This window comes from Desulfoluna butyratoxydans, from assembly GCF_900699765.1.
GTDB lineage: Bacteria > Desulfobacterota > Desulfobacteria > Desulfobacterales > Desulfolunaceae > Desulfoluna > Desulfoluna butyratoxydans.
This window is the reverse complement of record NZ_CAADHO010000003.1, coordinates 689,498-713,965: the sequence shown is the minus strand read 5'-3', so window position 1 is coordinate 713,965 and position 24,468 is coordinate 689,498. Positions and strand designations below refer to the sequence as shown.

Below are 24,468 nucleotides of genomic sequence, written 5' to 3'. Positions count from 1 at the left end.
AACGTTTTTGCAGCACAGCCGAAAACGAGGCCGGGGTTTTCATCAGGACGTCGCCAGGGCCGTTTCCCCAAAAAACGCCTCGGCCAATGCCCACGGTTCCGGTTCCCCTACCCTTGTACCTGACAACCATGGACCATGGCCCGGAGACACACCCCCGGGCCATGCTGTTTTACCCTTCAGGATTCCCGGTGCCGGATCACCCGGCCATGGTTCCCGGTGACCCGTTTTCCACCTTCGATGACAACCTCACCGTTGACCAGCACATGGCTGATACCGTCCGGGTACCTGTTGGGTTCATGGAGGGTGGCCCGGCAGGCGATGGTTTCCGGAGACATCACCGTGATATCCGCTTTCAGTCCGGGGTGAATGCGACCCCGGTCCGTCATGCGCATGCGGTCGGCCGGAAGGCTGGTGATCCGCCTCACGGCCTCCTCCCAGGAGAGGAGCCCCGCCTGCTTGACGTAGCGCTGGAAGAACTGCCCCACCCATCCGTAGACGGTGGGCGCGCCGGTGTTGCCGGACAGGGGGCCGTCCGGAGCCACGGTCTGGGCATCGGAGATCACCCCGCACAGCCGGTGGGCCAGAAGCTCCCGCTGCATGGACTCGTCAAAGTTCCACCCGGCCCAGATCACCTGGGCCATCTCCTGACCCGAGGCTCGCAGAAGATCAAAGGCGGCGTCATGGGGATCACACCCCAGGATCGTCCCGATCTCCGCCATGGTTTTCCCCACCAGCTCCGGGTGCGTCGGTGAAAAAAACAGGGTGATGAGGTCCCAGCGTTTCTGGAGCACCAGTTGCCAGATGGGGTTGGGAGAAACCTTCATCTTTGCCCTGGCCTCCGGGTCGGAGAGATAGCCCAGGGTGGCCTCGATCCCACCCACATGGGCCCAGGAGGGAAGCACCGAGGCCATCAGGGTCGGCCCCCAGTTGTCGGGAATCAGGTCAAAGGCCACATCCCCCCCGGTGGCGTTGAGCCGGTCGATCATGGCAAGGCTGTTGGCCACGGCATCGTCCGGGGCTCCGAACTTGGGGCTGATATGGGAGATCTGGAGACGCACCCCGGTGATGCGGGCCACCGACAGAACCTCGCTGAAGGCCATGTCGTAGTGCACGTCCCGGTTCCGCACATGGGCCGACAGGATCCCGCCCCGGTCGGCCACCACCCTGGCCAGGGCCACCAGCTCCCGGGTATCGGCATGGATGCCCGGCTCATACTCAAGCCCCAGGGAGAGGCCGTGGAACCCCTGTGCCATGGAGTCATCCAGCAGGGCACACATGGCCTGGAGCTGCTCGTCCGTGGCCTGGCCCCTGCCCTCGGGGATCACGCACCGCCGAAGGGACCCGTGGCCCACAAGGGCCGCCACGTTCACGCCCACCCCGCCCCGCTTCAGGCGGTCCAGGTACTCGCCGGCACTGCGCCAGTCCACGGCCACCCCCGGCTGGTAGCCCAGAAGGCCCTTCAAATCCGAAGCATTGGTACACGGGGCGCAGCTGTAGCCGCACTGCCCCACCACCTCGGTGGTGACCCCCTGATGCAGAGAGCTCTGGGCCCTGCCGTCCACCAGAAAGGTAAAATCCGAATGGGTATGCAGGTCGATGAACCCGGGGCAGACCATCTGACCCCGTGCGTCGATGATCAGGGCGGCTCTGTCGCCCTCGATCCGGCCCACCGTGGAGATGAGACCGTCTTTGACCGCCACATCCGCTTTAAAGGACGCTCCGCCCTCTCCGTCAATCACCACGCCGTTTTTAATGAGTACGTCAATCATGGTTACACTCCGTTAGATCATCAGGTGAACGGCTACTTAAAAAACATGTCCACCATGCCCGTGGTCAGCCAGGGCATGGCACACAGGATGGTGATGGTGGCCAGATACGGGATAACAAAGGGAAGCACCCCCACGGAGGACTCTTCCAACGAGATCCCCGCAATGCGTGAGGAGACAAACAGGTTGACCCCGATGGGTGGTGTCAGAAAGCCCACCTCACACGTCAAAACGGTCAACACCCCGAAAAAGATGGGGTCCACCCCCATGCTTTTCACCACGGGCAGAAGCACGGCCGTAAAGATAACCACCTGGGGGATGGACTCCATCCACATCCCGGCCAGGATGTAAAGAAAGCTGATCATCATCAGCACGAGGAAGGGGTTGTCGGTAAACCCTGTAAAAAAGGCCTGGACCGCAAGGGGAATGTCGTAAAAGGCCACCAGCTGGCCAAAGGCCTTGGTGGAACCCAGGATCACCAGCACCGTCCCCACCATGGTCGTGGTGAACTTCAGGCTCTCGATGACGTGGCCCACCGTAAGCTTCCTGTAGATCACGGTGCCCACGAAGAGCCCGTAAAACACCGCCACGGCCGAGGCCTCGGTGGGGGTAAAGACCCCGCTGTAGATTCCGCCAAGAATGATCAGGGGGGCGCCGATGGCCCACTTTCCTTCCCAGAGCGCCCGCAGGAGAGGGGCAAAGGAAAAGTCACCGTCCACCCTCCCGCCGAACCCGCTCACACGGCAGACGGTGGTGGAGGTCAGGATCAGAAAAAGGATCACCATAAACCCCGGCACCAGGCCGGCAAGAAACAGCTTGGGCACCGACTCCTCGGCAATGAGGGCATAAATGATCAACAGGTTGCTGGGGGGAATGATGCTCCCCAGGGCCCCGGAAGAAGCGGAAATCCCCGAAGCGAATTTTTTCGGGTACCCTTCGTCCACCATGGCCGGAATGGTGATGGAGCCGATGGCCGCCGTGGTGGCGGGTCCGGACCCCGTAAGAGAAGCAAAAAGCCCGCAGCTCACGATGGTCACAAGGGAGGTCCCGCCCCGGAGGGAGCCGACCATCTTGCGGGCGATGTGGATGAGATGCTCGGACATCCCGCCCTTTTCCATGAGCTTTCCGGCCAGCACAAACAGCGGGATGGTCATCAGGGGAAAGGATTCAAAGGCGTTGTAAGCGGTCTGGCTGAGCAGGGCAAAGGGGATATCGATAATGTGCAGGCCGATGACGGTGGCGACACCGGCCGCCCAGGGAATGGGCACGCCGATGAGCATGCAGCCCACAAAGGCGATGGACATCCACAAAGGTCCGTTCATAATTCATACTCCTTAAAACATCATGCACGAAGGGTTGCGCGTGGTCTTTTTTTTCATGCCGCCCGGGCGGACCTCATTTTACGGGTTCGTCACCGGGCAGGACGCAGGTCAGCTCACAGGTCCCGGTTCGGAGCCATCGGTAATAGAACTGAAGGATCCGGAAGGTCATCAGCGCAAAACAAAAGGGCACCACGGCCTGGGGCCACCGCTGCTCGATGCCCAGGGACGGCGAGATAAAATGGGTGCCCCAGAGGACCTTCACGTACTCCACGCCGTGAAACACCATAAAGACATTAAACGCGCACCAGACGGCATCGCCTGCCACAATAAGACCCACGGCGATTTTTCTGGGGAACAGCTGGACCAGGTTCAGGATACGCACATGGCTCTTTTCGGTGACGGCCAGGGCCGTGCCGAAGTAAACGGAAAACACCATGCCGTAAATGGCCAGCTCCTCTGCCCACGGGGCAGACTGATGAAAAACGTATCGCAGGATCACCTGAAGAAAGACACAGCAGGACATCACCACAAGGGAGATCACGCACAAGGTGCTTTCAAACTTCGTGTTGAACCAGCGCATCAGGGTTGACGGGGACATCAAACGCTCCTTGACTCATGGCACAGAGCCGAATTTTTTAATTCAAGGACTGCCCCGGGCGTTCAGGATGGTTCCCGGGGCAGCAGGTAACAGCAGGTGGACGCGATCATTGCCCTGGCGAGGGGCTATGCGTCGGTTTTGCTGCCGGAGGACGCGCGGATCTGATCGACAATCTCCCGGAACTCGGCCGATCGCTTGGAGAGGATCTCATCCTGAAGCTTGCGGGCCGCTTCGATAAACGGCGTACGGTCCGGTCGGGTGATCTTCATCCCGTTTGCCTCAAGGTAGGTGCGGCACTCCTCGATCTTCTTGAGCATGTTGGCCCGATGGATCCTTCCGGCGTCCCGCCCCGCCTTGATCACGGCCTCACGCTGGGCATCGGTGAGTTTCCCCAGGAACCGCTTGCTGCAGAAGAGAGGAGAAAAAGAGGTGAAGTGATCCAGGACGGTGAGGTTGTCGGCCAAATCGAAAAACTTCTGGGAGCGGATGACAAAGGTGCCGTTGTCGCCGCCTTCCACCGTCCCGGTCTGAAGGGCCGTGGACATTTCCGACCACGCCAGGGGCACAGGCTCTGCGCCGAAGGCCTGGAAGGTACGGATCATGATCTTGTTCTTGGGAACCCTGAGCTTCAGCCCCTTCATGTCGTCCATGCTGCGGATGGGGCGCTTGGTGTTGTACATGTCCCGGGGCTCCACCGCGTTGTAGGAGAGAAGGTAGACGCCGGTCTTGGCGTAGAGCTGATCCCGGAACCGGTCCCCGATGGGTCCTTCCAGCACCTGGGAGGCATGCTCAAGGCTGTTGAAGATATACGGCAGGACGAACACGTCCATGAGGGGGTAGTGGGGAGAGACGTTGTTCATGGTGATGATAAACCCGTCCACGATGCCGATCTGAAGGGATTTAAACCCATCTTCCTCCCCCCCGATCTGTCCGCAGCAACGACGTTTGACCACCACCTCGCCCCCGGTGTATTCATCCACCAGCCCGGAAAAGATGGTGACTAGCTCGCCGTAAGCGCTGTCATCGGCTGTCTGCCACCCCAGGTTCATGACCACCTTGGCTGAGGCCGGAGCACTGAACACCGCCATCAGAAACAGCATCGCCACACATAAAGCCACTTTCTTCATCACGTTTCCTCCTAACAAAGTCTGCGATCATCATATTGACATCATTCTTCCACAGAGAATTGGCCACCGAAGGCCTGTTCTTGCCGTGGTATCAAGGCACAAACCATGCCACATGCCGGACAAGATCCCTCAGACCCCATCGACACACGCGGGCCAGGCACACCACATCATGTGCAGGTACTGCGACAATTCATCTATATTTGGTATCAAGCAGAAAAGACACGGAACAGCTCAGCGGGAGGAAAGCAGGCATAGGACGGCGAGGAGGCCCGGGCAGAAGGAGGAGGCGTCCCGTTTTTTGGATCCAAAAAACGGGACGCGCATGAACACATGTCTTGATTTTTAGACGCCACCAAAAAGGGAATGGGCTGACCCATGGCATTCAAATCAGGCCGTGGCGTTTAAGCTTTGCGTAGATGGTGGAGCGCTTGGTTTGCAGCACCCCTTCCAGGCCGTCGGGACCGGCCACCTTACCGCCGGTCAGCCCCAGAACATAGGCGAGGTACTTCTTCTCCAGCTCTTTTAAGGTCGGCAGCCCCCCAAAGAGCTCCGTACCGGCCCCTGCCACAGGGGCAGACAAAGACGGAGACGACTCATGGGCCTCGGGAAACAGCTCAAGCCGGTCCCCGGAGGAGAGGATCACAGCCCTTTCCATAATCCCTTTCAGCTCCCGGATGTTCCCCTGCCAGGGGCGGGACTGAAGGTCGGCGATCTGCCCCGGGGTGAGACTCAGCACTGTTTTTCCGTAGCGCCTGGCAAAATGGGTCAAAAACATCTGGGCGAGATAGACAATGTCTTCGGAGCGTTCCCTTAAAGGGGGAATCGTAAAGGGCAGGACAAAGAGGCGATAGAAAAGGTCTTCCCGAAAGGTCCCGTCGATGACGTCCTGTTTCAAATCCCTGTTTGTGGCGGCAATCAGCCGGAAATCGGAGAGGTGCTCCTTGGTTCCCCCCACCCGGGTGAACTTATGGTTCTGGAGCACCCGCAAGAGCTTGACCTGAAGGGACAGGGAGATCTCCCCCACCTCATCGATAAAAAGGGTTCCCTGGTTGGCCAGCTCAAAAAAACCAACCTTCTGGGAGGTCGCCCCGGTAAAGGCCCCTTTTTCGTGACCAAAAAGCTCACTTTCAATAAGGGACTCTGCCATGCTCGCCGGATGCACAGGGATAAACGGCCCCTTGCGCCCGCTCTCCGAGTGGATATGCCGGGCAAAAAGCTCCTTGCCCACCCCGGTCTCCCCCAGGATAAGGATGGTGGCATCGGTGCGGGCCGCCTGGGCCGACTTCTTCAACAGGGGCGCCATGGAGACGCCGTAAAAGGGCTCGTGGGAGGACTCGCCGGGCACGGGGTAATACCGGGGCTGTTGCTGCGAGGCCTCCAGGATCACCGCCGAGCGGACCTCCGATGTGATGAGCAGGGCCAGATGTTCATCCATCTCCCCGAGCAGGCGCCCCAGCCGCCCGGAGGTCTCCTGGCTCTCGGCATACAGGACCCAGGTGGACGCCCCCTGGGCGCTCACGGGAATGGCAACCGCGGCAAAGGACTCCAGATTCACCCTGGCAACCTCCTGGCGCTCAATGGCCTGGGATGCCAGGGGAAGAAGAGAGTTACACACCCCGTGCTCCAGCTCCTCCCGGGAGACATTGCATGCGGCGATACCGGCCACCGCCCCTTCTTCGACCCCCCGAACCAGTATGACCCGCTCGGCCTCAAACTCCTCTTGAATAATGGTGACAAGCTGGCGGTAGAAAATCGATGGCTCCTTATGGGACGTGAGCTTCTTGAACCGCCGGGTGCACCGCTGCGTCAGGCTTCCGACACCCGGCTCCGGGTCCGCGATTTTTGCCTGGGGCCAGGCAATCTCTTCCAGAAACAGTGGAGGCCGCTGCCCGCCCGCCCCCTCTTTTTCCAGGCACCCCACCCGCTCCAGGAGCTGTCGTGTCTGGGGAATACGGATGGTCCCGCCCGCCTCATGGAACACCTCCATGCTCTCCGTAAGCAGCTGCCGCACAACGGACAGGGGTTTTCCGGCGTCATAGGCCAACAGCGCCTTCTGGCGCAGGGCAGCTCCTCGCATCATTTTGTCCCCGCCGTTCAGGTTCTTCCGGGTCTCCGCCTCCACATCCACCGAAGGGATGGGGGGATACCCCCGCCTGAAAAAATCAACACTGAGCTCGTAGCTGCGGGAGCGGCCAAAGAGGGTCTGCTCAAATTCACAGGACGTGAAAAACGCATGGTACGCCTTCAGGGCTTCATAGGCCTTGTCCATCTCGCCGTAACGGCTGTGGGTACAGGCCGTCACATGGAGATAAAAGACATAGGCCATCTCGTGAAGCCGGGGGTCCAGAAGGCTCCTGGCCCGGTTCAGGTACTTTTCCACCTCACCGCGATCACAACCTGCGTCCCCCAGAACCATGGTGAGCTGGAGGCACCACCACCCTTCGGTAAGCTCGTTGCCCTTCAGGTGAGCCGTGCGGCACGCGGATTTGGCAATGCCGATGGCCAGGTGAAATTTCCCCAGAAAATGGGCCGCCGAAGAGGGATAAATCCCGGAGAGGTCCTTGTAGTACCGCAGGTTCCAGACATAGGAAGCCGGATCCACCTCGTTGTAGTAGTGCAGGGTCTTTTTCATGTCCCCCTGGTTGAAGTGCAGGGAGGAGAGAAACATGGCGGCGATACAGAGGATATCGTTGTCCCCGAGCTCGTCAATGGCCTCCTGGCTCTCCATGAGCGACGGCAGGGCCTGGAGGGAAGAGCGCCCGGTAAAATGATCCAGAAGGACCTCGCTGAGCTTGAGGATAATGCGCTTGCGCATGTCGCCGATGCGGATGGCGATTTCGTTGGCAAAAAAGAAGAGGCGAATGGAAAGGGAGAGGTTCCGGGCCAGATAAAGGCTGAGCCCGAGGATGGCAATGGCAAGCTCCAGAAACCGGGAGAGCTCTTCCCGGGATTTTTCCAGGGTGCGCTCTTCGTCGCAGAAAGCCAGCATCTGCTCCAGAGTCTCGGTGAGGAGCACCCGGAGCCCGGCCGTGACCGAAACCTCCAGCCGGTTGGAGATATCGGCCACCAGGGCTTCAAACACGGCGATCTCGTCAGGGCCGCGGAGCCGGTCTATCTCGGAGAGAAGCCCTCCTCGGTAGGCCCGGGCCTCCAGGGTCGGGAGGTGGGCCCTGATTTCAGCGCGACCCAGTCCACCCGGGGCCAGCTGCCAGCACGCTGTCCCACAGGCGTGTGCGAGCCCGGCCCCATGGAGCCCCCGAAGGGCAAGGGACGTCTCCCGGATGGTGCTCCCCGTCCATTCGGCAAGAACGGACTCATGGATGTGGGACCTCACAAACGCCAGCACACTCAAGGCGACAACCTGATCTTCCGTCAATGCCGATAAACGATGCACAGCTCTCCCCGCTCTTAAACATTGCCTGCACCAGCGGTGTCGACGTGCCTCGGCATGACCCGGGGCAACGCCAAGGGGCGCAGGTTTTCATTTGCAATAAACGTATACCCCCGACGATATGGCACTTCAGGGCCCATCGTCAATAGAAGCCTTCCATGGCCAAAGTCCATGCCTCCGGCGACGAGGTGAGCCACCTCAAAAGCGCATGTCCATGATCGATTTATCCGCACAAAAGACAATGATCCGAAACATGAGCCACACTTCCGTGCAACCGGAACAGAGATGACCGCATGTACCTGTTGTTTATTTGTAATGGCTTTTACATACAAGCTGTTGTATTATCTATATCAGTACGTTGTTTACTAAAACGCCGCATCGAAACACATTCTGACATCGTTCCCACTCTCCCTGGACGGAGCCCTTCCCCGCACCCCCTTGCCGCTGACGCACCGCCCGAACACCAGCACCCCGGACAACCCGTTGATCGCAAGATCTGATCGTTTCCTTATATTAGGGAGGACACCATGCCATCCACCCATCCCCTGTATCGAACACCCGACCTCTCTTCGCCCCTTGGGCGGGAAGAGCTTGTCCGCATGTACGACGACGCCATGGACCACCTCACCCTTGCCCGTTGCAGCGGAGCCGAGGACCAGAAGAAAAACATCTCCACCGTGGTCAAGATCCTGAACCATCTCAAGGAGGCACGGGAACACGCCCCCTCCCAGGGAGAGGACGGCACCGACCTTTCGGCCCTGTTCGGTTACATGATTGACCGCCTCTCCATCAGCCACTCGGGCCTCGGCATCGACCCCATCAACGAGGTAAGCTGGCTGATCCGCAACCTCAAAGAGCTCTCCACCCCCACGAAAAAGCCGGATCGCCCCGCAGATATTCCACACTCTTAAGTCAATAAGGGCCAAAAAAAATGCCCCGGCCCAACAGGGTCGGGGCGCCCCAAAACATTGAATTTCAATTCTTTCGTATCCCAGCCCCGCCATCCCGCCCTATTCCTTCCCTGTTTTTCAACAGCCCATCGTCATTTTTATTTAAAGAATACGAAAAATCCTCCGATATGTTCTTTATACCGCGGGTGATCCGGCACCAGCCTTTGGAAAAAGGATTTTCCAAAACCACACAGGGCTCCCAAACGGTATACGACAAGTTGACTTCACGGCACGGATGCCGACCATTGAAAGTTTATTTCACGGAGGAAATCACATGGCACTTTCAATCAACACCAACGTCACCTCTCTCACCGCCCAGCGTAACCTGGGTAACACCGCGTCAGGCCTCAATAAATCGCTCCAGCGACTCTCTTCCGGCCTGAGAATCAACTCTGCAAAAGACGACGCCGCTGGCCTGGCCATTACCGACCGTATGACCTCCCAGATCCGTGGCCTGAACCAGGCGGTTCGAAACGCCAACGACGGTATCTCCCTGGCCCAGACCGCTGAAGGGGCCCTCCAGGAGACCACCAACGGACTCCAGCGAATCCGCGAACTGTCCGTACAGGCGGCCAACGACACCAACACCGCTGAAGACCGGGCATCCATCCAGCTCGAGATCGACCAGCTGGTTTCCGAGATCGACCGAATCGCCGAAGCCACCACCTTCAACAACAAAAACATCCTCAACGGCAGCTCCGGCACCTTCACCTTCCAGGTGGGCGCCAACGCCAACGAGACCATCGGTGTGGACCTTGTCAACGTCAAGGCCAACGCCCTGGGCCAGCAGCCCGGCATCGTACAGTCCACCGCCTCCCGCGTCTCCCTGACCAACGACGCCGCCGACGCCGGCAGCATCGGTATCCAGGAAGGGGCCGCAGGCAGCACCCTCACCGCCGGGGACGTCAGCGTCCAGGTGGACGGTGCCTCCTCTGTGGACATCGCCCAGGCCAAGTACGGCGGCGACATCACCTCCGCCTCCACGGCCGACCTCAAGGACACCAACGCAGCCAACTACGGCAGCGGTAGTGCAAAGGCCATTGCCGATCGAATCAACAACATCCGCGAGATGAACGAGGAAGATCCCGGCGAAGGCATGGAAGGCACCAGCCTTGAGGGCGTGTACGCCAAGGCGTCCACCAGCTTCCAGGCATCCGACATGGACGCCGCCGACTACTCCGGCTCTGCCGTGGCAGGGGATGGCCCCAGCAACGTCGGCGTCGGCCGCATCGGCAACAGCGACCTGATGATCAACGGCGTGGGCGTGGGCCCTGCAGACTTCAAAGAGAACGACGCCGACGGCAGCCTCACCAACGCCATTAACGCCAAGAGCCACCTCACCGGCGTTACCGCCAGCGTGGATGACGACGGCGAGCTGACCCTGTCTGCCGACGACGGCCGTGACATCGTGCTGAGCACCACCAACGCGGAAGTCACCAACCTCGTCTTCGGCGGCGGCGTGAAGTCCACCTCCTTTGACTCTAACTTCAACGACCTGCGCATCACCGGTTCTGTCTCCCTGACGGCCTCAGACACCCTGAGCCTGTCCGGCACCAACGCCACGGACGCCGGTTTCGCAACCCTCTCCGAGGACAACGTCCAGGCCAAGGGCTCCATCGCCAACGCCGACGTCTCCACGGTGGAAGCGGCCAACGAAACCATCAAGTCGGTGGACAGCGCCATCCGCCAGGTGGACGACATGCGCGCCAACCTGGGTGCGGTCCAGAACCGTTTTGACTCCACCATCCAGAACCTCTCCAACGTTTCTGAGAACCTGAGTGCGTCACGTTCCCGTATCCTTGATACGGACTTCGCCTCCGAGACGGCCAACATGACCAAACTCCAGGTCATGCAGCAGGCCGGTACCGCCATGCTTGCACAGGCGAACCAGCTGCCGCAGTCCGTTCTCAGCCTGATCGGGTAACCATTAAGGAGCCGTCTCACCCTTAGTAAGAGAAGGTTTGCCTTTATCCGATTGTTCAGGATAAAACGAGTGCACAGGGAACCTGCATAGTCGAAAAAGCCCCTGGGCGATCCCAATCGCCCGGGGGCTTTCCCCGACACCTTCTGCAGGAACCGTGTTCACCGAAAAAACGTTCACAAAGGCATCGGGCCGCCCCACGGCGGATGCCAAAGGAGCAGGATCATGGGAGTGTCGGTAGGCGGCATCGTTTCGGGGATCGATCTCGACGGCATCGTCGAGCAGATTACCGAAGTGGAAAAGAGACCCGTCAAAGCGTTGGAAGCGAAGAAAGAGGACTTCAAGGTCCTGATCTCCGCCTATGCCAACCTGTCGAAGGAGCTCTCCGGCCTCAGCAACGCTGCCCGCTCCCTCCGGTACCCCAGCGCCTACACCGCCCGCACGGCCACCAGCCCCGACCCCGAGAGCTACACCGTCTCCGCCGGATCCTTTGCCCGGACCGGAACCTACAGCCTGGAAGTCCATCAGCTGGCCACAAGCCAGAAGCTGGCCGCCGGGCCCTTTACTGAAGACGCGCTTCCCGGTGGCGGGACCCTGAGCATCCAGGTGGGCGACGGCAATCCCATGGAGATCACGGCAGGGGCCAACTTCTCCCTCCACGACCTGGCCAACGCCATCAACGCCGAAAAAGGCGCTGTGACGGCCGGGGTGATCTTTGACGGCACCCATCATTTCCTGACCCTGTCGGCCAACGACACCGGAGCGGCCAACACCATCTCCGTTGACGTGATCGAAGACGAAGACGGGGACACAGGGGATGACGCCGGGCTCTCCGCCCTGGTAGCCTACGGGAATGAAGAGGGGGAAGGTGCTGGAGACAAGGCCTTTTCCGTGACCCAGGAAGCCAAGGATGCCATCATCTCCGTGGACGGGGTCCAGGGAATCCACCGGCCCTCCAACACCATCGAAGACGTGGTCAAGGACGTCACCCTGACCCTCTCCGGGACAGCCCCGGCCACCACCTTCAACGTGGCACTGGACCAGGGCGCCATCTCCGAGAAGCTCGAAACCTTTGTGGAAAAGTACAACAATGTCCTCACCTTCTTCTTCAACAGCCAGAAGTACAACGGCGAAGGGGAAGAGCAGGGCACCCTCTTCGGAGACCAGACCGCCAACCGCATCAACGGCGCACTGACCCGCTCCACCGCGGGCACAGTGTCCGGAAACGACAGCTTCCGCTATCTTTCCGATGTCGGGGTGACCATGCGGCGGGTCACGGACAAAGAAGATCCCGAGTACGGCAAGCCCTATCTGGAACTGAACCAGGAGACCCTTTCCCGAGCCCTTGAAGAACACCCCGACGACCTGAAGCGGTTTTTTACCAGCATCGACGAAGGGGAAGAGGGCTTTGCGGTTCGCATGTGCACCCTCATCGAAGGGTTCAACGATCCCACAGGCGGCATCTTAGCCTCCGGGAGCAAGGGCCTCAAAACCAAGATCGGCAGCATCGACAAGCAGATCACGCGCATCGGGGACAAGGCGGAACGTTCCGAGGAAAGACTTCGGAACAAGTTCAACTCCCTTGAGAGCCTGCTTGCCGAATACAAAGTCACAAGCGATCACCTCGCCTCGCAGTTGAAGGCTTTGCCCGGGGTATCCAAAGAGTAGAACCGGAACCGGTGCCACTCACCTTAGTTTCCGTTACAGTTGAAGGAGTTCACACCCATGACACCCATGACCTACAGTGCATATGCCGCATCGGCCGCCCGAGAGGACCTTCCCCAGGATCGGATCCTCATCATGCTCTACGAAGGGGCCATCAAGTTCATCCACCTGGCCGTGCGGGGCATCGAGGAAAAACGACCGGCGCTCAAGGGGGAGTACATCTCCAAAGTCCTGGCCATCATTACCGAGCTCAGCACCGCCCTCGACATGGAGCGCGGTGGGGAGATCGCCGAAAACCTCGCCGCTCTGTACGACTACATGGTCCGGCGCCTCACCGAGGCGAACATCCACAACCGCACCGAAGCCCTCCGCGAGGTGGAGGCCCTCCTCGTAAGCCTCAACGAAGGCTTTACCGAGGCCTCACGCGCCCGACGCCAGTCGTCGGTGAGGCGTCCCGAAAAACCAAGGGAGAGCTGTGGTGTCTGTGTTGCCATCTGAGACTCCGGCCGATGTCATGGCACGCATGGAGGCCCTTATGGACCAGGTGGAGGCATCACTGAGCTCCGCCGATCCCGAGGCCCTCTTCACCCTGGCCCGGCGCCAGGCCGACCTGGTGGGCGAGCTCAAGAAGCTGCCCATGGACAGGTCCCACGCCGAGCTCCTTTCCCGCATTCTGGAACGGAGCCGGCACCTTGCCCAGCGCATTGAAGAGGAGATGGACGCCATCCGGTCCCAGCTCACTGCCTCGGCAAACAAAAAGCGAATCCGGGGAGCCTATGCCTCCCCGTATTGACACAAGGCGGCACCGACCCTGCCGTCACAAACCTTTGGAAAAACCAGGCCCTGCCAAGGCGAGCCTTTGCACCCTTCAGGGCGCATGGATAAAGAGAGTTCACCATGATGCAAACCGTATCGAACGTTCAACCCCAGATGCCCCAAAGACGGGATGATGTCTCTGCCGCGGAACCCGTCCGCAGAGCCCCCGGATCCGAAGCCACCTCGGACAACAAGGCCAGCACCGAGGAGCGCCAGGAAAAAGTGCGCAGCGACCGGGAAGACCGGCTTCGTGAAGAAAACCTCTCCCAGGAGACCCTTGACGAAATCTCCCGGGACCTGGACAGCCTGCACGCCGTCGGCCTGAATTTCACACGACATGACGAAACCGGTCGCACCATGGTTCGGATCACGAACCGCGATACCGAAGAGGTTATCCGTGAAATTCCCGCCAAGCAGGTCCTTGACCTGGCAGCAAAAATCGAAGAGATGGTCGGCATCATCTTCGACGAAAAAGTGTAACGGCCCACTCCCCCCCACACCCGATTCTTGCCCGTCACACCGCCCTTTGAAGCCGGTCTTACCGGAACAGGAGACATGCATCCTTTTTCCGCAGCGTCCCCTTCCCCCTCACTTTACGGGCAGCCCCCGCCGATTTATGTTCCCCAGGCTTTCACTTTTTTTCGGAATCGGGGCCCTGCCTCCCCGGTGTTTTCTGTGTCATCTCGCCGAGATAATGGACCATCATCGCCCCCCAAACGCACTGTTACCCCCTAAGAACATTGTTGAATTCATTTGCTTTCCATGTTTATTTTTGCTAATTTTTACAACTTAACCTTGGTATGACACTAGAATAATAAGTCATTTCATACCGGGGGCACACCTAAGCGAAATACGGCACACGAAACGATTTTGGAAAGAGACAGCGGATCACAGGCACCGGATATGCACCGGCGCTTTTTCCGCAGCTGAAACAACGACCGAAGCTCCGCACATGTCCCCTCTTCGGGACACCCAGCTTCTCCCCACGGAGGACACCGCGGATCCACCGGACCGTTTTTTTACAACACACTAATTTCAGGAGGCGTGAATGAGACGAATACTGGCACTGACATCCATCCTGCTCATGGGAGCGGCCCTTTTGGTATCGGGATGTTCAAAACCGGAAGAAGAAGTGAAGACAACGTTAAACACAACGGTCCATCTTGCCATGGACGCCGACCCGGTCTCCCTGGACCCCCACATTCAGCTCTCCGGCGGCATGCTGGCATACTCCCACGTGGCCTTCGATCCCTTGGTCCGCTGGACCCGCGACATGTCCATTGAGGGCAGGCTCGCAGAAAAGTGGGAGCGCCTGGACCCGTTGACCGTCCGATTCTGGCTCAGAAAAGACGTCACCTTCCACAGCGGCAACCCCTTCACCGCCAAAGACGTGGTCTGGACCTTCAAGCGTCTCCAGAAAAGCATCGACTACAAAGGCCTTTTCGAGCCCTTTGAGAGCATCAACATCGTCGACGACCACACCATCGACATCGTCACCAAGCGTCCCTACCCCCTTCTCCTGAACATGGCCACCTACATCTTCCCCATGGACAGCGTCTTCTACACCGGCACCGATGAAAACGGCCAGCCCAAGGACGCCCAGGTCAAGAGCGGCCCCTCCTTTGCCCTCAACCACGAGTCCGGCACCGGCCCCTTCGTCGTCACCTCCCGCGAGCACGGCGTCAAGACCGTTTACGAGCGCTACGCCGACTACTGGGACAAGGCATCCCCCGGCAACGTGGAAAAAATCGTGCTCACCCCCATCAAGAACACCGCCACCCGCGTGGCTTCGCTGCTCTCCGGAGACACCGACTTCATCTATCCCGTCTCCCCCCAGGACTTCCACCAGATTGAAAACGACGAAAAGACCAAGCTCGTTACCATGGGCGGCACCCGCATCATCACCCTTCAGATGAACCAGACCCGACGCCCCGAGTTCAAAGACGTGCGCGTTCGTCAGGCCATTGTCCATGCCATCAACAACGAAGGCATCGTCAAGAACATCATGAAAGGATTCGCCACCACCGCCGGTCAGCAGAGCCCCAAAGGTTACCTGGGCTACAAAGAAAACCTGGTGCCCCGCTACGACCTGGAGAAGGCCAAGGCCCTCATGAAAGAAGCCGGCTACGAAAACGGCTTCGAGTGCTCCATGATCTCCCCCAACAACCGCTACGTCAACGATGCCAAGATCGCCGAGGCCGTTGCCAACATGCTGGCCAAGATCAACATCAAGGTGAACCTCAAGACCATGCCCAAGGCCCAGTACTGGGACGAATTCGACGCCAAGGTGGCCGACATCCAGCTCATCGGATGGCACGCGGATACCGAAGACTCCGGCAACTTCACCGAGTACCTCACCATGTGCATCAACACCGAGACCGGCTACGGCCAGTACAACAGCGGGACGTACTGCAACGCCCGGGTTGATGAGCTCACCCTGGCCGCCCAGTCCGAGACCGACACGGCCAAGCGCACCGCCATGCTCCAGGAGATCGAGCAGATCCTCTACGACGAGGCGGCCTTCGTCCCCCTGCACTGGCAGAACCTGGCCTGGGCTTCTGTGAAGAACCTCGACATCGAGCCCATCGTCAACACCATGAACTTCCCCTACCTCGGCGATCTCGTCGTCAAGTAAGGGATGTAAAATAGACGATCCCTGGCCGGTTCCACCGATAAATTCCGGTTGAACCGGCCATTTATTTTGGCGGATTCATTTGCATTTCACCGCCCATCTATGCTTGAATACGAGCGTTTCGTTTACCGGTGAGGGAACATATTCCTCATCAGCTGTACCCGCTGCCTGCCGGTGCCCGTACAGGACACCGGCAGGCAGCGGGTAGAACGCCCACGGGAAGCGCTGCGGCCCAGTGCCGCACCAACGCACTCCCCTCGCACCGTGACAATTAAGGACGCGACCATACCCATGTTTGCATTTACCGTAAAACGCATTTTACAGGCACTGTTCGTCATGCTGGTCATCAGCTTGCTGGGCTTCTCCATCAAACACCAGTTCGGCGACCCCATCCGAGACATGGTGGGGGTCCGGGTGTCGGTTCAGGAGCGCGAGCAGCTCCGGGAACAGATGGGACTGAACGACCCCTTCCTCACCCAGTACGGACGGTTTCTCAAAAACGCCGCCCACGGAGACCTGGGCACAAGCTTCTTCCACAAGAAGCCTGCCATGCACGTGATCCTCTCCAAGGCCCCGGCCACCATCGAGCTGGTCTTTGCCGCCAGCCTCATCGTGATCCTCATCTCCGTGCCGGCGGGTATCTTCGCCGCCATCAACCCCCGCCACTGGTTCTCCCGCCTCACCATGGGCACCAGCATCGTGGGGGTCTCCATCCCGGTCTTCCTCACCGCCATTCTCATGATCTACCTCTTTTCGGTGACCCTTGCGTGGTTTCCATCCTACGGCAGGGGGGAAACGGTGAACCTGTGGGGATGGCAGACAGGCCTTCTCACCCTGGACGGCCTGAAACACCTCGTCATGCCGGCCATCGCCCTCTCCTCCATCATGCTGCCGCTCTTCATCCGGCTCATCCGATCGGAGATGATGGAGGTCCTGGAGACGGAATACATCCGGTTTGCCTACGCAAAGGGCCTCAAAAAGCCGCGCATCTGGTTCGTGCACGCCTTCAAGAACACCCTGCTGCCCGTCATCACCGTGGGCGGCGTCCAGCTGGGCATCATGCTGGCCTACACCATCCTTACCGAAACGGTCTTTCAGTGGACCGGCATGGGCTTCATGTTCCTTGAAGCGGTCCAGCGCTCCGACACCACCCTGCTGGTGGCCTACATCATCTTTGTGGGCGCCGTCTTCGTCATCGTCAACACCATGGTGGATATCATCTATGGTCTCGTCAATCCCACCATCCGGGTATCGGGGAGAAAATGAAACAGTCACTCAGAAATTTCAAAGATTCGTATCTCTTTTACAGCTTCAAGCGCGACAAGATCGCCATGGTCAGCCTGGCTATTCTGCTGATTCTCATGGTGGTGAGCTTTTCGGCCCCACTCCTTGCGCCTTACGACCCCTATGACTCCGGGACCATCGACATCCTCAACTCGGAGCTCCCTCCGGCCTGGATGCACGGCGGCTCCGACGCCTTTCTCCTGGGCACGGACCAGCAGGGGCGGGACCTTCTTTCCACCATGATGTACGGCATGCGCCTGTCGGTGCTCATCGGCTTAGGGGCCGTGGTGCTCCAGGCTTTCATCGGCATCACCGTGGGGCTCTTTGCGGGCTACTTAGGGGGCCGGCTGGACAACTTTCTCATGCGCATGGCTGATATCCAGCTCTCCTTTGCCACCATGATGGTGGCCATCCTCATCAGCGCCATCTTCCAGACGGTGTTCGGCACGAGCCGGTACAACGACATGGCCGTCCCCCTGCTGGTGGTCATCATCGGCATCGCCGAGTGGCCCCAGTACGCCCGGACGGTTCGCGCCTCGGTGCTGGGCGAAAAAGGCAAGGAGTACGTGGAAGCGGCTCGGGTGGTGGGGCTTTCCCGCCTGCGCATCATGTTCCGACACATCCTGCCCAACACCATGAGCTCGGTGCTCGTCATCTCCACGGTCCAGGTGGCAAACGCCATCATGAGCGAGGCCGCCCTCTCCTTCCTCGGCCTGGGCATGCCCGTGAACCGTCCCTCCCTGGGCTCTCTGATCAACGCAGGATTTGAGTACATCTTCAGCGGCGCCTGGTGGATCACCCTCTTTCCCGGCCTCTTTCTCGTGATCCTCGTCCTTGTCATCAACCTCCTCGGGGACTGGCTCAGGGATGTGCTCAACCCCAAGCTTTACAAAGGATAAAGGCGACACCCAATCATGGAACCGATACTCGATATACAGAACCTTGACGTCAAATTCGCCCTTCGCACCGGAGAGGTCACGGCCATCGACAACCTCTCCCTCTCCCTGGCCAAGGGGGAGCGCTTAGGGATCGTGGGAGAAAGCGGGGCCGGTAAATCGGTCATGGGCTTTTCCATCATCAAGCTGATCCGAAAGCCCGGCTTTATCGCAGGGGGCACCATCCGCTTCCGCGACACAGAGATCTCCGCCTACTCCGAAGAGAAGATGCGGGACATCCGCGGAAACCGCATCAGCATGATATTCCAGGACCCCATGATGGCCCTGAACCCCGTGCTGACCATCGGCACGCAGATGACCGAGGCCATCCACGCCCACATGGATGTCTCCAAGGAGGAGGCTGAGCGCATCGCCCTGGAAAAGCTGGCCCGCGTGCACATCCCCTCCCCGGAGAAGCGCCTGGCCCAGTATCCCCATGAGTTCTCCGGGGGCATGCGCCAGAGGATCATCATCGCCATCAGCCTGCTCACCGATCCGGACATCATCATCGCCGACGAGCCCACCACGGCCCTGGACGTCACCATCCAGGCCGAGATCATGGACCTGCTCATCGAACTGTGCGACTCCGACGGCATGAGCCTGATCCTCATCACCCACGACTTAGGGGTCGTGGCCGAGGTCACCGACCGCATCGCCGTCATGTACGCAGGGCGGGTCATTGAGACCGGGCCCACCCAGGCCATCATCAACACCCCGAAGCACCCCTACACCCAGGGCCTCATCAAGGCCCTGCCGGAGAGCCGTAAACCCGGGGAAGCCCTCTACCAGATCCCGGGAATGATGCCCACCCTCACGGACATTCCCAGCGGCTGCGCCTTTAACCCACGCTGCCCCATGAAGGGAGAGATCTGCATGACCAAACGGCCCGAGGCGGCCCTTGCGGATGAACAAACAGGCCACATGGCCGCATGCCATTTAGTCTCGGGAGACCTTGCATCATGACAACAGAATCCACCAAGCCCATCCTTACACTGAAAAACGTCGTCAAGCACTTCGACATCTCCGGAGGCTTTCTGGAAAAACTTCGCCTCCAGGGCGGCAAGCTCAGCCTCCACAGCACGGTGGTCCAGGCGGTGAACAGCATCAGCCTGGATATCCTGGAAGGAGAGACCTTGAGCGTTGTCGGGGAGAGCGGGTGCGGCAAGTCCACGCTGGCGCGCTGCGTCATCGGCATCCACCAGCCCGACAGTGGGGAGATCCTCTTTCGGGGCAACCGCATCGACAACCTCTCGTCCAAGGCCATGATGCCCTACCGGTCTAAGATGCAGATGGTGTTCCAGGACCCCTACTCCTCCCTGAACCCGCGGCTCACCGTGAAAAAAACCCTGGAAGAGCCCCTGCGGTTCCACAACCCCGGCATCAGCAACGGGGAGGTCAAGGACCGCATCGCCGAAGTCATGGAGCAGGTGGGGGTGGACCCCATGTGGGCCCAGCGCTACCCCCACGAATTCTCCGGAGGCCAGCGCCAGCGCGTCAGCATCGCCCGGGCCCTGGTGGTGGACCCCGCCTTTATCGTTGCCGACGAGCCCATCAGCGCCCTGGACGTCTCGGTGCAGGCCCAGATCCTCAACCTTCTCATGGAGACGCAGGAAAAACGGGGCCTCTCCTACATGTTCATCTCCCACGACCTCTCGGTGGTGCGCCACATCAGCAGCCGGGTGGCCGTGATGTACCTGGGGAGCCTCTGCGAACTTGCCGATGCCGAGACCCTCTACACCGAACCGCGACACCCCTACACCAAAGCCCTCCTCAGCGCCATCCCCAAGCTGAGCGGGGAAAAGAGCCACATCAGCCTGAAAGGCGAGGTGCCCTCCCCCATCAACCTGCCCTCGGGGTGCGTGTTCCACGGCAGATGCCCCCACGCGGATGAACGCTGCATCCGGGAGATCCCCAAGGTAAATCCCTGCGGCACAGGCCTTGTGGCCTGCCACCGGGTGGAGGAAGGCGTTCTTTAGCCCGCACGCCCAACCGCACAAAAAAAGGGCGCACACGAAGCAAGCTTTCGTGTGCGCCCTTTGGCGTTTTAACAACCGTTTTCTTTAAAAAACTACCCGGCCTCAACCTCCTCCTGCTTGGAGGTGCGATGAGCAATAAAGTACTGGAGCTGAGCCTTCTGGTTGGCGCTGAGGTCCACAAACCGCACCCGCCTCTGGCGCATGATGATGGAGGAGAGGGAAGAGGGGTTGTCGATCTCCACGTCTTCCACGGTCTCGTAGGGCATCTTTTCCAGGTAGAACCCGTTGTCCCCCACGTAGATATGGGTCTCCACAGGCTCCTTGGGCTGCTCGGCGTGGACAATGTACCGAAAACAGAGCCCGTCCATGCTGATATCCACAATGGGCCCCACCTTGCTTGAGGCCGGAGACAATGCAGCATAAGCGCCGTCACCGGCGCGGTAACGCCTGTGGGCACGTCGGTCAGCCATCTCCTGGGATTGTCCGATCATTGCGGCTCCATGGGCAAGTGGGGAGAGAAAAGGTGGTATCGGACAGGCGCCCACCCTGAGGCGCCATCTTCCGTATGCGGTTAGCCGGAGTACTGTTGTAGCACAATCGCTGCCCCAAGGCAAATCGAAAGACTAACCAGCGCCTGTAAGGCTGCATTCGCCTTTACTTGCAAAATAGCACAATTCGCCTGCACTTAAAGGAAGTTAAAGAACAGAAAAGCCCTTCATCCTGCAGGATTTTCAGCAGAAAGAGGAAAGCGGGGGAGAAAAAGGGACGCGAGATCCAGGTCATCCGGCGTGGTGATCTTGATGTTGCACCGACTGCCGGCCACCACCTCCACGGGGTGCCCCAGGCGCTCCACCAGGGATGCATCGTCCGTACCCAGCACGCCCAGGGCCCGGGCCTCATCATGGGCACGGCACAGGAGTCCGGCGTCAAACACCTGGGGGGTCTGAGCCATCCAGAGGCCGTCCCGGGACAGGGTCCCTGCGATGGCACCGTCCGTGCTTACCCGCTTGAGGGTCTCAAAGGCGGGCACGGCCAGAATGGCGGCTCCGCACCCTGAAGCCGCTTCACACACCTTGAGGATCTCCTCTTCGGACACAAAGGGGCGCACCCCGTCATGGACCGCCACCAGCCCCTTAAAGTCGGTGCCCAGGGCCTTTAAGCCGCTGTACACGGACTCCTGGCGCTCGGCCCCGCCCGCAGCAAGGACCACGCGGTCCCCTCCGGGGAGCAGGGAAAGAAGCTCTGATCGAATAAACGGAAAATCATCGGCCGGAGCAGCCAGGACGATGCGATGGATCTTCGGACAGGAGAGAAAGGCGTCCAGGGTCCGCACAAGAATGGGGACCCCGTCCAGCTTCAGGTATTGCTTTCGGGTATCGGCCCCCATGCGGAGCCCCTTGCCCCCGGCAACGATAATGGCGGCGATCTGCATTGCCCCCCCTTTTTTTTCGAAGCCGGGCTGCGGCTATTTCAGGTATTTCAACTCTTTGGGAAGGGGCAGCCCCTTGCCCATGGAATCTTCGGCATAGTTGACCGAGGCGAGGATTTCGATGTCCTTAAGGGCCCGGGTGTCTCCTTCGAAGACCACCTGAGAGATCTCCTCTTTCTGGATCTTGCCGCCGGCCCACTGGATATCCAGAACGCTGCTGGCGTCAAACCGGTCCCCGTTGACCACCATCTCCACCTCGCCGCCGTAGTTCTGAACGATCTTGGCCACCATCAGGCTGGGCCGGGCATGGAAGCCCCGGGTCTCGGGGATGCCCACGGTGATGATCCCGCGCTCGATGTTCTCGTTGAGAACCTCCTTGGCCAGGCGTTTGCCGCAGCTCATGAAGTGGCAGGCGTAAAAGAGGCAGTAGTTGACCGTGCGATCCAGGAGCTTGTCGATGTCCACAATCTCCGCAAGGCTTTTCCGCACCTCCCGGTAGGTCTGGATGGTGCCCACCTCGTGGAGATGGCGCTCATAAAAATGAAGCAGGCGTCCCTGGACCTCCATGAGATGAAGCACCACGGAGAAATGGGCGCGCAGCTGCTTGAGCTTGCGATCGCCGTAGCGGAATCCCCCCTGGATAACATAGGAGTCGAAGGAGGACTGGAGGTTGTGCACCACCATCTCAAAGCCCCTGATCTCCACCTCGTTGACCTTGGCCGGGACCATCTCCCGAATCGCTTCAAGGCTCTGCTCCTCGTAAAAGGTAAAGGGGGCAAAAAGCTTGGCAATATTGAGGAATTCACTGGAGATCTTGACGATGTGCTTGCGCTGATCGTGACCTGCGTCGTCATCGATGTTGTACTCCAGCATTTCGCCGGAGACCACTCCGGGGAAGTTGGCCTGGTCGTAGCCCCCTTCCGGTACCCGGATGTCCAGCCGCCGCGCCTCTTCAATGATGACCGGCACGGCTTTTCTCAAAATATCATTGAGGAAATCCAGGGTGACACGCCCCTGGGCTTCAAAGTCGGAGGTATCCGTGAGATCGTAAAAGGGGATGCGGTTGGCGATGTGACGTTGGGCGTAGCAGCTGAGGCTGATGTGGCGGACAAGGGAGGTAAGTTCCCGGTAGTAAAACCAGTCCCGGTTGTTCTTGGCCCCATGAAGGTCCAGGAAGTCTTCCAGCAGGTGGCTGGTGGCCGTCATGCGGGAGTAGAGCTTCTTGGTGAAGGGATTATCATCCCTGTCGAACCTGGCGATGTACACACAGGCCTTTAGAAAATCGTGGGAATAGATCTGAACCTTTTCTTTAAAGGTAATGGAACATGCCGACTGTTTATCTGCCATAAAGCCTGTCGCCTGCCTCTGGTCTGTCGTAAAAAGGAGTGGATGGCTTTTTACGGGTCCATCAAAAAAAACGAAGACGGTTGAAGGGGCACGTAAGCCGAATTTTGTTCCCCGTCCCGGTTACCCGGAAACGGGGCGATGATCATTCATCTAGGATGCCGGTTACCCGACACCTCACGCGACCTACCCGGAAGCTCGGACGGGCAGCCCTCGGACACTTCCCTATTTGGTCTTGCACCGGGTGGGGTTTACCCAGCTTCCCCGGTCACCCGGAGAACTGGTGCGCTCTTACCGCACCCTTTCACCCTTACCCCGCACCCGAAACGGATGCGTGGCGGTCTACTCTCTGTTGCACTTGCCTTCGCGTTACCGCGACTCCACGTTATGGAGCACCCTGCCCTGTGGTGTTCGGACTTTCCTCCCGGTTGCCAAAGGCAACCCGGCGATCATCTGTCCCCCTCCAACCGTCTTCCGATTGTGTGCCCGTGTTATACCTCAAAACGACAGAAAGGAAAACGACCATTTTCACCCCTGCCCTCAGGCGTTGGGTTCGCTCACCAAAATGCGATGACACCGGGGGCAATGGTGCAGCCCGCCCTGCTGTTGAACCTCAATGGCCTGCTGGGGAGGGATGTTCATGAAGCAGCCAAAGCATACCCCTTTGGAGACAGCCACAACAGCCAGTCTTCCCGTGGTCTTAAGCAGCTTTTCGTAGTGGGCGAACAGGGCCGGAGGAAGCGCCTTGATCACCTCTTCACGCTCCACGCTCATGGATTCGAGGGTCTTTCGCTCCTCGGCGGTGTCGTTGTAGATCTCCTGCTCGATGCTCTTGACCTTTTCGGCCTCTTCGCCATGGACAGCGGCGAGTTCGGCAATCTGTTTCTTTTGCCCTTCCAGCTCGTCCAGCATGGTGATCAGGACCTCTTCGAGCTCCCCCACCCGCTTGGTGTTGTCATCCACTTCACGGCGAAGCACCTGGTAGTCCTTGTTGTTGGTTACCACGCGCAGGTACTCCTGGCTTTTGGCCACACGGGTGTTGAGTTCGGCCACCTCTTCTTCGATGGCCGCATACCGTTTCTGTTCGCCGTCCAGGGCTTCGCGGGCTCCCTGGAGTTCAACGTCGAGTTCCCTCAGGCGTGCTCCCTGCACGGAGGCCTGGGACGTCACCCCTTTCAACTTCTTTTCAATCCGTGCAGACTCCGACTCAATGTTCTGAAGTCTCATCAGGGTCTGGATCTGCTCCCGGGTCACATTAAGATTACGCATGGAAATTATCAAGCCTCCAAGGTCTGTGGACCGGCCGTATGCC

20 protein-coding genes and 1 other RNA gene are annotated in these 24,468 nt (G+C 59.5%); 11 read left to right on the top strand and 10 right to left on the bottom strand.

The features are described 5' to 3' along the window. Nucleotides 1–176: 176 nt before the first annotated feature. From MSL71_RS11890 to MSL71_RS11870, 5 genes are all read right to left on the bottom strand, one after another. Complete coding sequence (locus MSL71_RS11890) at nt 177–1,769, bottom strand: N-acyl-D-amino-acid deacylase family protein (RefSeq protein WP_180140522.1); 1,593 nt, start codon at nt 1,767–1,769, stop codon at nt 177–179. A gap of 32 nt (nt 1,770–1,801) precedes the next feature. After that, on the bottom strand, nt 1,802–3,088 hold the full coding sequence (locus MSL71_RS11885) for a TRAP transporter large permease (RefSeq protein WP_180140520.1): 1,287 nt from the start codon (nt 3,086–3,088) through the stop codon (nt 1,802–1,804). Between the two features lie 73 nt (nt 3,089–3,161). Next, nucleotides 3,162–3,686 carry a TRAP transporter small permease gene (locus MSL71_RS11880; protein ID WP_180140518.1) on the bottom strand — a complete coding sequence of 175 codons (525 nt, stop codon included), beginning with the start codon at nt 3,684–3,686 and terminating at the stop codon, nt 3,162–3,164. A 125-nt stretch (nt 3,687–3,811) separates the two neighbouring features. Beyond that, nucleotides 3,812–4,813 (bottom strand): TRAP transporter substrate-binding protein, encoded by a 1,002-nt coding sequence (locus MSL71_RS11875; protein ID WP_180140516.1) that lies wholly within the window; start codon nt 4,811–4,813, stop codon nt 3,812–3,814. Nucleotides 4,814–5,195: 382 nt separating this feature from the next. Beyond that, a complete protein-coding gene (locus tag MSL71_RS11870; RefSeq protein ID WP_180140513.1) occupies nt 5,196–8,207 on the bottom strand; it encodes a sigma-54 interaction domain-containing protein in 3,012 nt (1,003 codons plus the stop codon). A gap of 524 nt (nt 8,208–8,731) precedes the next feature. On the opposite strand from MSL71_RS11870, the gene fliS (MSL71_RS11865) reads away from it, so the two are divergent. The 11 genes from fliS (MSL71_RS11865) to MSL71_RS11815 all read left to right on the top strand — a co-directional run bounded on the left by fliS (MSL71_RS11865) (nt 8,732) and on the right by MSL71_RS11815 (nt 20,383). Then, nucleotides 8,732–9,115, top strand: coding sequence for a flagellar export chaperone FliS (gene fliS, locus MSL71_RS11865; protein WP_180140511.1), 384 nt, complete (start codon nt 8,732–8,734; stop codon nt 9,113–9,115). Nucleotides 9,116–9,428: 313 nt separating this feature from the next. Further along, nucleotides 9,429–11,078 (top strand): flagellin N-terminal helical domain-containing protein, encoded by a 1,650-nt coding sequence (locus MSL71_RS26685; protein WP_180140509.1) that lies wholly within the window; start codon nt 9,429–9,431, stop codon nt 11,076–11,078. Between the two features lie 222 nt (nt 11,079–11,300). Beyond that, complete coding sequence (gene fliD / locus MSL71_RS11855) at nt 11,301–12,743, top strand: flagellar filament capping protein FliD (protein ID WP_180140507.1); 1,443 nt, start codon at nt 11,301–11,303, stop codon at nt 12,741–12,743. A 57-nt stretch (nt 12,744–12,800) separates the two neighbouring features. Then, nucleotides 12,801–13,238, top strand: a complete 438-nt coding sequence (gene fliS / locus MSL71_RS11850) for a flagellar export chaperone FliS (protein WP_180140504.1) — start codon at nt 12,801–12,803, stop codon at nt 13,236–13,238. Next, on the top strand, nt 13,219–13,533 hold the full coding sequence (fliT, locus tag MSL71_RS11845) for a flagellar protein FliT (protein ID WP_180140502.1): 315 nt from the start codon (nt 13,219–13,221) through the stop codon (nt 13,531–13,533). The genes fliS (MSL71_RS11850) and fliT overlap by 20 nt, the downstream gene beginning before the upstream one ends. A 104-nt stretch (nt 13,534–13,637) precedes the next feature. Further along, nucleotides 13,638–14,036 (top strand): flagellar protein FlaG, encoded by a 399-nt coding sequence (locus MSL71_RS11840; RefSeq protein ID WP_180140500.1) that lies wholly within the window; start codon nt 13,638–13,640, stop codon nt 14,034–14,036. Nucleotides 14,037–14,604: 568 nt separating this feature from the next. Then, nucleotides 14,605–16,191, top strand: a complete 1,587-nt coding sequence (locus tag MSL71_RS11835) for an ABC transporter substrate-binding protein (RefSeq protein WP_180140498.1) — start codon at nt 14,605–14,607, stop codon at nt 16,189–16,191. Between the two features lie 288 nt (nt 16,192–16,479). Then, complete coding sequence (locus MSL71_RS11830; protein WP_180140496.1) at nt 16,480–17,454, top strand: ABC transporter permease; 975 nt, start codon at nt 16,480–16,482, stop codon at nt 17,452–17,454. Next, complete coding sequence (locus MSL71_RS11825; protein ID WP_180140494.1) at nt 17,451–18,371, top strand: ABC transporter permease; 921 nt, start codon at nt 17,451–17,453, stop codon at nt 18,369–18,371. The genes MSL71_RS11830 and MSL71_RS11825 overlap by 4 nt, the downstream gene beginning before the upstream one ends. Before the next feature lie 15 nt (nt 18,372–18,386). Continuing rightward, complete coding sequence (locus tag MSL71_RS11820) at nt 18,387–19,370, top strand: ABC transporter ATP-binding protein (RefSeq protein WP_180140492.1); 984 nt, start codon at nt 18,387–18,389, stop codon at nt 19,368–19,370. Continuing rightward, nucleotides 19,367–20,383 carry an ABC transporter ATP-binding protein gene (locus MSL71_RS11815; RefSeq protein ID WP_180140490.1) on the top strand — a complete coding sequence of 339 codons (1,017 nt, stop codon included), beginning with the start codon at nt 19,367–19,369 and terminating at the stop codon, nt 20,381–20,383. The genes MSL71_RS11820 and MSL71_RS11815 overlap by 4 nt, the downstream gene beginning before the upstream one ends. 92 nt (nt 20,384–20,475) lie before the next feature. Here MSL71_RS11815 and MSL71_RS11810 read toward each other — a convergent pair whose 3' ends face one another. The 5 genes from MSL71_RS11810 to MSL71_RS11790 all read right to left on the bottom strand — a co-directional run bounded on the left by MSL71_RS11810 (nt 20,476) and on the right by MSL71_RS11790 (nt 24,425). Next, on the bottom strand, nt 20,476–20,874 hold the full coding sequence (locus MSL71_RS11810; protein ID WP_180140488.1) for a PilZ domain-containing protein: 399 nt from the start codon (nt 20,872–20,874) through the stop codon (nt 20,476–20,478). Nucleotides 20,875–21,098: 224 nt separating this feature from the next. Further along, nucleotides 21,099–21,815: a 2-C-methyl-D-erythritol 4-phosphate cytidylyltransferase gene (gene ispD, locus MSL71_RS11805; RefSeq protein ID WP_180140486.1), complete on the bottom strand. Its 717-nt coding sequence runs from the start codon at nt 21,813–21,815 to the stop codon at nt 21,099–21,101. A 33-nt stretch (nt 21,816–21,848) separates the two neighbouring features. Next, entirely contained in the window at nt 21,849–23,159 is a 1,311-nt protein-coding gene (locus MSL71_RS11800; RefSeq protein WP_180140484.1) for an HPr family phosphocarrier protein, read from the bottom strand. A 78-nt stretch (nt 23,160–23,237) separates the two neighbouring features. After that, an RNA gene (rnpB, locus tag MSL71_RS11795) (RNase P RNA component class A) lies at nt 23,238–23,621 on the bottom strand. 75 nt (nt 23,622–23,696) lie between these two features. After that, a complete protein-coding gene (locus MSL71_RS11790) occupies nt 23,697–24,425 on the bottom strand; it encodes a zinc ribbon domain-containing protein (RefSeq protein ID WP_180140482.1) in 729 nt (242 codons plus the stop codon). Nucleotides 24,426–24,468 lie beyond the last annotated feature (43 nt).

Coding starts and splice junctions, on each gene's coding strand:
- MSL71_RS11890 (WP_180140522.1), bottom strand. CDS start 1,769: ATGATTGACGTACTCATTAAAAACGGCGTGGTGATTGACGGAGAGGGC.
- MSL71_RS11885 (WP_180140520.1), bottom strand. CDS start 3,088: ATGAACGGACCTTTGTGGATGTCCATCGCCTTTGTGGGCTGCATGCTC.
- MSL71_RS11880 (WP_180140518.1), bottom strand. CDS start 3,686: ATGTCCCCGTCAACCCTGATGCGCTGGTTCAACACGAAGTTTGAAAGC.
- MSL71_RS11875 (WP_180140516.1), bottom strand. CDS start 4,813: ATGAAGAAAGTGGCTTTATGTGTGGCGATGCTGTTTCTGATGGCGGTG.
- fliS (WP_180140511.1), top strand. CDS start 8,732: ATGCCATCCACCCATCCCCTGTATCGAACACCCGACCTCTCTTCGCCC.
- MSL71_RS26685 (WP_180140509.1), top strand. CDS start 9,429: ATGGCACTTTCAATCAACACCAACGTCACCTCTCTCACCGCCCAGCGT.
- fliD (WP_180140507.1), top strand. CDS start 11,301: ATGGGAGTGTCGGTAGGCGGCATCGTTTCGGGGATCGATCTCGACGGC.
- fliS (WP_180140504.1), top strand. CDS start 12,801: ATGACACCCATGACCTACAGTGCATATGCCGCATCGGCCGCCCGAGAG.
- MSL71_RS11840 (WP_180140500.1), top strand. CDS start 13,638: ATGATGCAAACCGTATCGAACGTTCAACCCCAGATGCCCCAAAGACGG.
- MSL71_RS11835 (WP_180140498.1), top strand. CDS start 14,605: ATGAGACGAATACTGGCACTGACATCCATCCTGCTCATGGGAGCGGCC.
- MSL71_RS11830 (WP_180140496.1), top strand. CDS start 16,480: ATGTTTGCATTTACCGTAAAACGCATTTTACAGGCACTGTTCGTCATG.
- MSL71_RS11825 (WP_180140494.1), top strand. CDS start 17,451: ATGAAACAGTCACTCAGAAATTTCAAAGATTCGTATCTCTTTTACAGC.
- MSL71_RS11820 (WP_180140492.1), top strand. CDS start 18,387: ATGGAACCGATACTCGATATACAGAACCTTGACGTCAAATTCGCCCTT.
- MSL71_RS11815 (WP_180140490.1), top strand. CDS start 19,367: ATGACAACAGAATCCACCAAGCCCATCCTTACACTGAAAAACGTCGTC.
- MSL71_RS11810 (WP_180140488.1), bottom strand. CDS start 20,874: ATGATCGGACAATCCCAGGAGATGGCTGACCGACGTGCCCACAGGCGT.
- ispD (WP_180140486.1), bottom strand. CDS start 21,815: ATGCAGATCGCCGCCATTATCGTTGCCGGGGGCAAGGGGCTCCGCATG.
- MSL71_RS11800 (WP_180140484.1), bottom strand. CDS start 23,159: ATGGCAGATAAACAGTCGGCATGTTCCATTACCTTTAAAGAAAAGGTT.
- MSL71_RS11790 (WP_180140482.1), bottom strand. CDS start 24,425: ATGCGTAATCTTAATGTGACCCGGGAGCAGATCCAGACCCTGATGAGA.